The following is a 10,336-nucleotide window of genomic DNA, read 5'->3' as shown; positions in this document are numbered from 1 at the left end:
GTCCGCCAACCCATAGAAGGTGTTTTTCACGAAATTCACCCATACTGGGCGTAATCCTGAACGCTTACTCAACAAAACTGTTGATGGTTTTTGTGTCCATATTGCTGCAAAAATTGCATCTCACACTCTACGTCTATTACTTCGTCGCCGTTTTGGCATTAATGTTCTCACTTTCCAGTCTCTACCTCTTTAATTCACATTAGGCGTAATTCGTAATTCGTAATTAACGTGAGTCTCCAACAAAGACCCATGTTTAAGTCTGTTTTGAAAAGTTTGTTATGGTGGGAAACCCTCCTGACAAATTTTCGCAAAATCCAAAATTTAAAATCCTATCAGTCTACTTACTATGGTCATCTGCAAATTTTGAATATAGCAACCTGAAAAATACATAAATTCCTACCTCCTCACAAAAGATCTCCCTATCCCCCCATCTCTCCTGCTAAAGACGCGGTGTTACCCCTCATCCCATTTTTCGATTGCAGAGCTTAAAATGAGAAAAACAATCACAGTAATAACTGCGATCGCGACGAATTAACTATAAGCTCAATAATACTACGGATAAATACTGATTACCCTATCCTCCCACAGGGGGTTTTTTATGTAGCTGAAATATGCGTATTGAGGTGTTGATAGCTCAATCAGGTGAATCAGGATGTATTTGGGGTAATCAGGACTTACGCAACTGGCACACATATTTTCTGCGATCGCAGTCAATAGTCAACAATCAAGGTTTTTGGACTATTGACCATTGACTATTGACAACCCACGCGAAAAAAATATGACAATGCGCGTCAGTCCTAGTAATGTTATTTTTAAGTTGAAATTAAGAAAAACTGCAACTTAGTATTTTGTTTTACCAAGTTGCAGTCAAGCAAATTTCAAAATCCGGCTAGGGTTCTGCCCTTAAAGTACACGCACTGTAGTAATGCGTCTAGCCCTTATGCAACTACACTTCAAAAAACTACACAATGCACATTTTGCAGGTAGCGTCAACAGCTAGTAACATTGGTTCCATAAAGGCAGAACGATAGCGAGAAACGTTGACTGCTGACCGTCATCAGTCAACAGTCATCAGTCAACACAAATATATGCAACTTTGATTTAGACTGCTTCTGTGTTCTTTTCTCCAGTACGAATCCGCACAACTTGCTCAACAGGTGAAATGAAAATTTTGCCGTCGCCAATTTCGCCTGTGCGGGCAGCAGCAATAATTTTGTCCACTACCATATCAACTTGGCTGTCCTCAACAACGATTTCCACTTTCAGCTTTTGCAGAAACTCAACGGTATACTCAGAACCACGATAGCGTTCAGTTTGACCTTTCTGCCGTCCGAACCCCCGGACTTCAGAAACTGTCATGCCTACAATACCAGCGTTCACCAAAGCAATTTTTACCTCATCAAGTTTAAATGGGCGGATAATTGCTTCTACTTTCTTCATCTTCTCGACTCCTTAGTTCTAATAGGTTCGTTTATCTATCTAACCAGATCCACTGTCTGACACTTTCACCATTTGCACTATTTCAAATAGATATGTAAGAATTGCAACTTTTTTTTAAACTGTATACACCCTCAACAAGCAATTCTGACATTAGCAGTGGCCAGGATTGATCAATCCTTGAGATTCTGATTATGAGACATTGTTGTGTAGTGAACGTTTTTGTATGTAGTTTTGTAACTTAAAAGACAAATTTCATTTATTGAAACAGTGATTTTGGATCAATTACACCAAAAATGCATGTATCAACTAACGACTCTGATATTCAAATAGTGGACGCACAATCAAATAACCAGCAGCAAAAGCAGTAAGCATAATTAACAGGATAGTGAAGGCTAACCACCAACCATTGAATTCCTTTGCCTCTGCCTGTGTGGTAGGATAATAGCCGACTTCCTGCTCTTCAATGAGGACTGTTTGTGGCATTGGGGCATTTATGTCCATTGTGGGCACAGAGAAGTCAGAACGATGACTTTTGCTGTTCGACACTTGAGAAACCGTAGGTTGACGCGAACGAGAAAACTGCTGACGTGGATGTGTATCAGCCGCTGGATGGTTATTTAGACTTTTCCCATCAAAAGAAGAATTTTGAGCTTGGTGAGAACCAGGTGTAGCATCAAAACCTACCAATTTTTGCAGGTGTAAAAAAGACTGAACCACTTTGCTAACCTCGTGGCGGAGTAGTTGATTTTCTTGCACCAGTTGTTGGTTTTTGGCAGTCAGTGCATCTAACTTTGCCTGTGTTGCTTGTAACTCTACTGCCAATTCCCGGTAAACGTACATTGGTACAGAGGGGGGGTAGGTTTGAGATGTTGGTTTTGCAGGATTGCTGTGAACAGAACCTGTGGTTGTTCGCATTGTTGATTTGGTATAAAAAATAGAGGTAATCAGGTCATCCAGAGAGACTATCAAATTCTAGTCATCCCTGAAACTATGCCCAAGAATAATAGAAAAATGCCGAGAGAGCAAAGATTTTTTCTTTACATTTGGAATAAAGTTAGTGGTGAGCCAGCGCGGTCTTGGGGGTTTCCACGCCACTTCCTTCAACGGGGGGAACCCCCGCAACGGAGTGGCTCCCCATGAGCGACTGGCGATCTCAAGAGCGTTAGCGACGGAAAGCGTAGCGTCTCCCCTTGGGAGAAGGAGCGTCACCCCGAAGGGGTAAGTGGTTAGTGGTCAGTGGTCAGTGGTTAGTGGTGACTAGCAACTGACAACTGACCAAAAAGTTAATTTTGTAACAATGAAAAAAAGTGTCCCACAGGGCCTTGCCCTTTGCCAATATCTAAGGCGTAAGAAAGTGCAGTGGTGACATATTCCTTTGCCTGTTGTACTGCTGGCCACAAGTCATTTCCCATTGCCAGATTAGCAGCGATCGCAGCTGATAATGTACAACCAGTACCGTGGGTATTTTTGCTTTCCACTAGCCTTGTGGTCAAGATTTCCAGCTTTTCGCCATCAAACCAGACATCAACACCACGTAAATTTCCTTGCATTCCTCCACCTTTAACTAAAACAGCCTTCGCCCCCAAATTTTCATGAATAGTTTGAGCAGCTTTGCCCATATCATCTAAAGAATTAATTTGTAAGCCGCTCAAAATCTGTGCTTCATAACGATTTGGCGTCACAATAGCCGCCTTGGGAATCAAATTTTCGCGCAGAGTCTTCACAGCGTTATCATCAATCAATTGTGCCCCGGTGCGTGATACCATCACCGGGTCAACCACTAAGTTATCGATTTGTAAAGCTTCTACTTGCTGGGCAACAGCAGAGATAATTTCTTGGTTGAGTAACATTCCGGTTTTTGCAGCTTGTACGCCGATATCCTCAACCACTGCTTGAATTTGCGCCACAACTGCCTCCACTGGCATAGCATCAACCCGCGCCACCCCCAAAGTGTTCTGTGCCGTGACACAGGTGATAGCGCTAGTACCGTGAACACAATGAAAGGCAAAAGTGCGTAAATCAGCTTGAATTCCCGCACCACCACCACTATCTGAACCAGCAATGGTTAAAGCAACAGGTACACTGGATATTGTTTCAGCGTTCATAAATTTGGAGGAAGTAGGGAGTGGGGAACAGAGTTATTTTCATTTCGTAGAGACGTTGCATTGCAAAGTTTCTACTTCAATTCGTTGACTTTTGCTGCCAAAGGATTTGTTTGTGGGTTTTGTGGTCGTTCTTGTGGCACAACCGTGAGATAAGGTTGAAGCTTGGCTGCATCAACCCAACCAGAGTAATATTTTACACTAGTTGATTTTGCCGAAAGCTGAAGTAATTCTAAATCGCCACGCATACTATTCCAATCAATAGGCGCATCCGGTGAGATTTGACCAGAACCAATGCCGCGCGGGCCGCCGCCGACTAAATTAAGGGAGACTTCATCCAATCCTCGCACAAAGCGCTTACCATTCCAATGCCACTCAAAACCAGGCCAATAAACAGGTGGTTTTCCTGGTGATAAAGACCGCTTAAACTCATAAATACTTCCACCTTCATTCACCTCCACCTTAAACCCTTGAGGATATCTCACCTCATAGCGTCCTTGGAGAGTTTGGAAATTTGTAGGACTCCACCACAACACCTCTACATCTTCACTGTTATTACCAGACAAAGAGACAGCAGGAGTTTTATTAGTCAATGCACTGTAAAGTGGTAATTTATCTGATGGCAGTTTAGCCATTGCTGTAAATCGCCAGCAAGACCAATCACGATTATCAGCAGTTTGCCACTTCACTCGACAAACGCCGTTACCAGTACCGATCCATAGTTGGTCATTTTCCAACTTGAGTTTATCAGGAATTGCCCCCACCAAAGGACTATTATCAATAGTGTAAGCAGTCAAAGAACCCGAATTCGGATTTTGGGAATTAGGACGGTAAGCAACTAATCCTTTAGCAGGAATATAAAGATTGCCTTCTCCACTCACATTAGTACCCATCCACAAAGTAGGATTCTTGCCATCACCAGCGATCGTTAAATCAGTAATTTGGGTAGACCAGAGTTCCTCTGGTTGAATGAGGGTAAATTTATCGGTCTGCGGGTCATAACTGACAATAGTGGCAATACCGTTATTACCTTCTCCTTGTTCAAAAGCAACCGACCACCAGATACGATTATCAAAAATCACAGCAGAAGTAATGCGGGGAAAACCTAATTGACTTCCTATTGCTGAATAACCAGCTTTTACCGCTGCATTTTGCAAATTTTTGAGAGTATATAAAGTTTTTTGCTGAGTTTTTTTACTATTAGGATTAACTAACTCAAAGACAACTTTATCTTTTGCAGGTTCCGGTTGATTTTGTCTTGATATATTACCATTCTCACCTAAAGAAAACTTCGGTTCTCTCAAGACTCGATACTGATAAATTTTTCCTTGAAAAACGATATTTTTGAACTTAGGATTAACCGTTTCTTGTGCGAATGCTGCATAGTTACTTTGTGGCTGTAACTCCTTGGGTAGAGTGCCTGGTTGCACCGTCCAAGAATTGTTACTACGACAGAAAACAAAATCATACTTTAAACTCTGAAACCGAACCGTATCTGCATCAGTTACAATATTACGAATGTGGAAATCAAACCTATCATAAAAGCTTTCATTCTTCTTCACAGCAGGTAAGGAAACAACCGTAGCCTTTGGACAATTTTTAGCTTGAGGTTTAGGATTAATATTTGCTTGCGAAGAATCATTAAAACCAGAAACACAAGCATTGAGCAGTAAAGCAATCCCAAAAAAGGGAATAATTTTTTTCATCACCAACTACACTCTTAAAAAAGAGCCTCAACATTTTTAATTCATAAAAATCACTACAAACTCTTTAAAGTGAATTCCTAAATTTATTAAATTTATTGCATAAATATTTTTTAATTCACGCAGAGGCGCAAAGGCGCAGAGAAAGAGTTAAAAATCGAGCCTTTTACAAGAGGCCTATTGAAATAACTTTATAAAACTCTTTCTTCTCTTGGCGTCCTTGGCGTCCTTAGCGGTTCGATAAAAAAATACTTATCACAACACCAACAGGATTGCTATATCTAACAAAAACTTAAGCATAATTAATAAAACTTGCCCATAGTAGAGCTAGCACACACCACACTCTAACTCTACTAACCATTCATCCTTAATGATAACTAATGACTACTGCTTACTGATTTTGTTCCAACTGTAAATTTTGCAATGCTCCCTGCAAATACTTACCCCATTCTGCCGCCAAAGGTATTTCTGTAAACGGAACCCGCACAGAATTAGCACCTTTACTAAACAAAAACTCTAACTCAATAGTCCGACCTTTTTCTGGCAACCTTTCCAATTCTATTGATTTACCATCTATTAACAGCCTGACTTCTTGAACATCAACTAGAGAAAATGTTTCTAGTTTTATCGGCCCTTTTGGTGTGGGTTTACCCCAAGTTATATTGTTACCTTTTTGACCCAATACAGCATAAATATCATACTTAGCTCTTTCAAATTGTTCTGCCCAAGCACGATAAGCCTCGACTTTTTGATACTCCTTCGAGCCTTGCCAAGCCAACCAGAAAAACATTGCTAACAAAGGCAACCACAAAAGACCACGTTCCATTGTTTAAACTATCCTGAATGTGAGTAAAAGTTGTGTAACTAAAGTGCAAAATACATCCACATAGGGACGGATATAAGTTATCGTAGTGAGCAAACTGGCAAATAGCGGTGATGAGTTAATATGAGAAGACTTATATTATTGTGCTTGTTTGTCATTGGGTTAGTAACTGCTGTGTTTGGCTACCTAAATTTTCAGGGGCTAGCAGCTAAAGGTGAGTTTGACACGATTTTGCTTGATTTTCGGGAAGATATTCCAAGAGAATTAGTAAAGCAGGATTTACAAGCGATCGCAGCGCAATACAACGTTATACCCCAATTAGACAACAAATTTTCAGCCCAGGACAATGTTTATATTATCAAAGGCGATCGCCAGCGACTGAAAGAATTACAAAAATCTCAATTTGCCAAAGCGACAGAATTCATCGAACCAAATTACATCTACAGAATAATCCCCCAACCAAGTGAAGCCGTTGGGCTAGCAACAGTTTTAAAATCTTCAGATGGTGAGCAAGTAACCCCCTCGTTAACTGGCCCTAATGACCAGTATTACAGCAAACAGTGGAACTTGCACCAAATTGGTGTTGAAGGCGCGTGGAGTCAAACTAAAGGTAGCGGCATCACCGTTGCTGTAATTGATTCAGGTATCACTCGTGTACGCGACTTGGAACAGACGAAATTCGTCAAAGGCTATGATTTTGTTAACGACCGTGAAGAAGCCACAGATGACAACGGACACGGTACTCATGTCGCCGGTACTGTTGCTCAATCTACCAATAATAACTATGGTGTAGCTGGCATTGCTTACGAAGCCAGTCTCATGCCGCTAAAAGTACTCAGTGCGAACGGTGGTGGTACCGTAGCTGATATTGCCGAAGCCATTAAATTTGCTGCTGATAACGGTGCAGATGTGATTAATATGAGCTTGGGTGGTGGCGGTGACAGCCAGTTAATCAAGCAAGCAATAGAACATGCCCATAGAAAAGGTGTAGTCATAATTGCCGCCGCCGGCAATCAAAACGCCAATGGTGCAAGCTATCCAGCACGTTATCCCCACGTTATCGGCGTTTCTGCACTCGGCCCAGATGGCGAAAAAGCAAGCTATTCTAACTTTGGTGCTGGGGTTGATATATCCGCCCCTGGTGGTAGTAAAGCTGGTACAATTCTGCAAGAAAGCATCGACGAAAACGGCGAAGTTGCATTTGTGGGGCTTGAAGGTACTAGCATGGCTTCGCCTCACGTTGCTGGTGTGGCAGCATTAATTAAAGCCAGTGGTATCAAAGATCCAGATGAAGTATTAAAAGTCCTTAAGCAGTCAGCAAGAGTTATCCAAGATGATAGTTTGAACTATTATGGTGCTGGACAACTCAATGCCGAAGCAGCAGTTAAACTTGCCACTCAAGGGCAAATTACTTTCCAAGATTTCTTCCAGTGGTTACGCGATAATGGCTATCTTAACCCAGGTTTTTGGATTGACGGCGGCGCGATCGCACTTTTACCCAAACTTCTCATGGTATTGGGTTCCTATTTGTTAGCTTGGTTTTTACGAGTTTACTTTCCCTTCACTTGGAGTTGGTCTTTATCCAGTGGCTTAATAGCTGGCAGTTCTGGGTTATTCTTCCTCAAAGGAATTTATATCTTTGACCTTCCCCAGTGGCCTATGAGAGTTTTGGGCAGTTCCATTCCCGAACTCGGCAACACCATACAGGGCACAAATGCTTTTAATCCTTTATTTGCCAGTGTCTTGATTCCCCTTGTTTTAATAGCATTATTACTAGGACATCCTAGTTGGAAATGGTTTGCCATTGGTTCCACCTTGGGTGTTGCAGCTTGCTTGACAGTCAGTGCAATTTACGACCCAGCAGTTTGGGGTTTAGGAAGTGGTAACTTAGCTAGGTTCTTCCTCATCATCAACGCCCTACTTTGTTATGGTTTGGCTAGATTAGCATTAAAAAACGAAAATAAACCAGCATAGAAGGGGACTGGGGACTGGGTACTGGGGAATTAGGAATTTCTACTCCTAACTCCTAACTCCTAACTCCTAACTCCCTACTCCCTACTCCCCACTCCCCACTCCCTACTCCCCACTTAATTATGAGCATCACAGTTACAGGCACTATCGAACGTCGTCAAATTGGCACTGGCGCTTGGGCGTTAGTCACAGATGAGGGTGTTACCTACGAAATTCTCAAAGGTGCAGACAAAAGCTTACTCAAAGCTGGACAAAAAGCAAAAGTTGAAGGACAGGTGCGCGAAGATATCATGACAATTGCCATGATAGGCCCTGTCCTAGAAGTCAAATCTTTCCAGGTGATTAATTCTGACTAGAGTTCAGTTGTCAGTTGTCAGTTGTCAGTTGTCAGTGGTCAGTTGTCAGTTGTCAGTTGTCAGTTGTCAGTTGTCAGTTGTCAGTTGTCAGTTGTCAGTTGTCAGTTGTCAGTTGTCAGTTGTCAGTTGTCAGTTGTCAGTTGTCAGTTGTCAGTTGTCAGTTGTTGTTCTCCCCTGCACCCCTGCTCTTTTGACCCAAGCATCAAGCACTAGCCGTTGAATTCAGAACCTCTTGCAAACGGCTTCTAAACTCTCCTTTGGGATGACCTCCTTTGACTTCACCGATAATTTGGAATTCTCCCTCTGGAGAATCACAGAGAATATAAGTTGGCCATCCCATGTCTGATTTATCAGGATATTGAGTTAACAAAATTTTACGATACCTGCGGTAAGTAGCTGTATCTTGCATTTTCACATCAATAAATTGCAAACCCAGCTCTTCAGCCACCTTTTGGTCATAAAAAGACATTTTGTGGCAGATGCCGCACTCTTCCGAAGAGAACTTAATGACAGCTAAACTCATCTGGTTCTGTGCCTCTCTGCATATTTAGCGGTATATCCTAGCATAGCTTCACGGAGCCTACCATATTATCTAGAAGACTAACAATTTACATAAAGCATTTAAACCTATAAACCTCAAACCCATAGAAAAAAATTAAGAATTTCAGCAAATAAGTACCTGGCTGCAATTCAAAATCAAGTGTGTTCTTGGTTTGCCAAAGAGCGTAAAGAGCTTTAAATTCAAGGACTAGAGCTATTATTGATTTGGAGTCAGAACTTCTGGATGGACTATCTAGTTCATCAGGAAATGAAAATTATCTGGAAACCAACATAGAAAGTTAAACAATATTAATGATATGATGTGCTAACTTCCAACTTTTAGGCGGTAGAAGTCTTACAGGGTGTCTAGCGATCGCAAAAAAAGCAATATCCTTAAATAATTCGTTATTTGGCTAATGCTGCGAGTTAAAGCATCTAAACTGATTCATAAGCACCAAGAGTAACCTGAAAACCCTATAGGGATAAGGATGCTTGCTACGATTCAAAGTAATGGGTCAACAAGCGGTGACAGAAAAAGAAATGGCACACTATACACGCTAGAATATTTTACCAAACTTGCGCTAGAATATTGCCCTAAGCCAATATCCGCAGTTACAGCAGACAAATAACAGATTTTCCACAAAAATCCCCCAGTGGGTGTTAGCCAGCTAGGGGAGTTAGTTATCAGGGTGCATCTACCAATTAATTGTTCTAACTTGAAACACAATCCTCCGGATTAATTTGTACCAATTGAAGTGGTTTTTTTCTTCAAATAGAAAAATCCCCCAGCGGTGGCAGCCAACCAGAGGAGTTAATTATCAGGGTGCATTTACTAACAATCTGTTCTAGGATTAAACAGTATGTTCTGGATAAAATTGTCACAAATAAACTTGCTGTTTTCTCAGCACAAAAAAATCCCCCGGTGGTGGCAACCGACTAGGAGAGTTAATTATTAGGGTAAGTTTATCAGTAATTGATTTGTTTGAGACTGAATGAGTAACTTTCGGGTAAGATTGTTGTAAACAGGGTTGCTGTTTACCCAGCATCAAAAATCTGTTAGTGAGTGTCAAGTAACCAGAGAAGTCATTATCAGGTACATCTACCAATCAATATTCGCTATTTCACCAGCAGCCTCCGGATAAATCTTTTATAATCGTGGTTGTCAGTGATACCGAAAAAAATCCCCCAGCCAGTGTTAGCCAGCCAGGGGAGTTAATTATCAGGGTGCATCTACCAATTAATTGTTCGCATCTCAAACAGCATCTTCCGGACAAATTTCTAATCGTGATACCAAAAAAAATCCCCCAGCCAGTGTTAGCCAGCCAGGGGAGTTAATTATCAGGGTGCATCTACCAATTAATTGTTCGCATCTCAAACAGCATCTTCCGGATAAATTTCGAT

General features: G+C 41.5%; 9 protein-coding genes and 1 pseudogene. 4 read left to right on the top strand and 6 right to left on the bottom strand.

Features of this window, described 5'->3' with window-relative positions:
- Both I8748_RS34720 and I8748_RS25445 read left to right on the top strand, forming a co-directional pair.
- Positions 1–193 (top strand): annotated as a pseudogene (locus I8748_RS34720) (IS982 family transposase); the annotation flags it as partial.
- Positions 194–611: 418 nt separating this feature from the next.
- The gene (locus I8748_RS25445; protein WP_198127308.1) at positions 612–752 is read left to right on the top strand and encodes a hypothetical protein; all 141 of its coding nucleotides are present in this window, start codon (positions 612–614) and stop codon (positions 750–752) included.
- Between the two features lie 349 nt (positions 753–1,101).
- On the opposite strand, the gene I8748_RS25440 is transcribed toward I8748_RS25445, so the two are convergent.
- From I8748_RS25440 to I8748_RS25420, 5 genes are all read right to left on the bottom strand, one after another.
- Entirely contained in the window at positions 1,102–1,440 is a 339-nt protein-coding gene (locus tag I8748_RS25440) for a P-II family nitrogen regulator (RefSeq protein ID WP_017317688.1), read from the bottom strand.
- Between the two features lie 306 nt (positions 1,441–1,746).
- Positions 1,747–2,355, bottom strand: coding sequence for a hypothetical protein (locus tag I8748_RS25435; RefSeq protein WP_198127307.1), 609 nt, complete (start codon positions 2,353–2,355; stop codon positions 1,747–1,749).
- Between the two features lie 368 nt (positions 2,356–2,723).
- Entirely contained in the window at positions 2,724–3,545 is an 822-nt protein-coding gene (gene thiD / locus I8748_RS25430; RefSeq protein WP_198127306.1) for a bifunctional hydroxymethylpyrimidine kinase/phosphomethylpyrimidine kinase, read from the bottom strand.
- Between the two features lie 71 nt (positions 3,546–3,616).
- Positions 3,617–5,248 (bottom strand): hypothetical protein, encoded by a 1,632-nt coding sequence (locus tag I8748_RS25425; protein WP_198127305.1) that lies wholly within the window; start codon positions 5,246–5,248, stop codon positions 3,617–3,619.
- A 388-nt stretch (positions 5,249–5,636) separates the two neighbouring features.
- Positions 5,637–6,071: a hypothetical protein gene (locus tag I8748_RS25420; protein WP_198127304.1), complete on the bottom strand. Its 435-nt coding sequence runs from the start codon at positions 6,069–6,071 to the stop codon at positions 5,637–5,639.
- 120 nt (positions 6,072–6,191) lie between these two features.
- Between I8748_RS25420 and I8748_RS25415 the strand changes: the two genes are divergently transcribed.
- On the top strand, positions 6,192–8,042 hold the full coding sequence (locus tag I8748_RS25415) for a S8 family peptidase (RefSeq protein ID WP_198127303.1): 1,851 nt from the start codon (positions 6,192–6,194) through the stop codon (positions 8,040–8,042).
- A gap of 119 nt (positions 8,043–8,161) precedes the next feature.
- Positions 8,162–8,395: a hypothetical protein gene (locus I8748_RS25410; protein ID WP_198127302.1), complete on the top strand. Its 234-nt coding sequence runs from the start codon at positions 8,162–8,164 to the stop codon at positions 8,393–8,395.
- 202 nt (positions 8,396–8,597) lie between these two features.
- Here the strand turns inward: I8748_RS25410 and I8748_RS25405 are convergent, their stop codons facing one another.
- Positions 8,598–8,918, bottom strand: a complete 321-nt coding sequence (locus I8748_RS25405; protein WP_198127301.1) for a thioredoxin domain-containing protein — start codon at positions 8,916–8,918, stop codon at positions 8,598–8,600.
- Between the last annotated feature and the right edge of the window lie 1,418 nt (positions 8,919–10,336).

This window comes from Amazonocrinis nigriterrae CENA67 (genome assembly GCF_016056305.1).
Classification (GTDB): Bacteria; Cyanobacteriota; Cyanobacteriia; order Cyanobacteriales; family Nostocaceae; genus Amazonocrinis; species Amazonocrinis nigriterrae.
The sequence above is the reverse complement of the archived record's forward strand: the minus strand, read 5'-3'. Positions and strand labels throughout refer to the sequence as shown.

Coding starts and splice junctions, on each gene's coding strand:
- I8748_RS25415 (WP_198127303.1), top strand. CDS start 6,192: ATGAGAAGACTTATATTATTGTGCTTGTTTGTCATTGGGTTAGTAACT.
- I8748_RS25445 (WP_198127308.1), top strand. CDS start 612: ATGCGTATTGAGGTGTTGATAGCTCAATCAGGTGAATCAGGATGTATT.
- I8748_RS25410 (WP_198127302.1), top strand. CDS start 8,162: ATGAGCATCACAGTTACAGGCACTATCGAACGTCGTCAAATTGGCACT.
- I8748_RS25425 (WP_198127305.1), bottom strand. CDS start 5,248: ATGAAAAAAATTATTCCCTTTTTTGGGATTGCTTTACTGCTCAATGCT.
- I8748_RS25405 (WP_198127301.1), bottom strand. CDS start 8,918: ATGAGTTTAGCTGTCATTAAGTTCTCTTCGGAAGAGTGCGGCATCTGC.
- I8748_RS25420 (WP_198127304.1), bottom strand. CDS start 6,071: ATGGAACGTGGTCTTTTGTGGTTGCCTTTGTTAGCAATGTTTTTCTGG.
- thiD (WP_198127306.1), bottom strand. CDS start 3,545: ATGAACGCTGAAACAATATCCAGTGTACCTGTTGCTTTAACCATTGCT.
- I8748_RS25435 (WP_198127307.1), bottom strand. CDS start 2,355: ATGCGAACAACCACAGGTTCTGTTCACAGCAATCCTGCAAAACCAACA.
- I8748_RS25440 (WP_017317688.1), bottom strand. CDS start 1,440: ATGAAGAAAGTAGAAGCAATTATCCGCCCATTTAAACTTGATGAGGTA.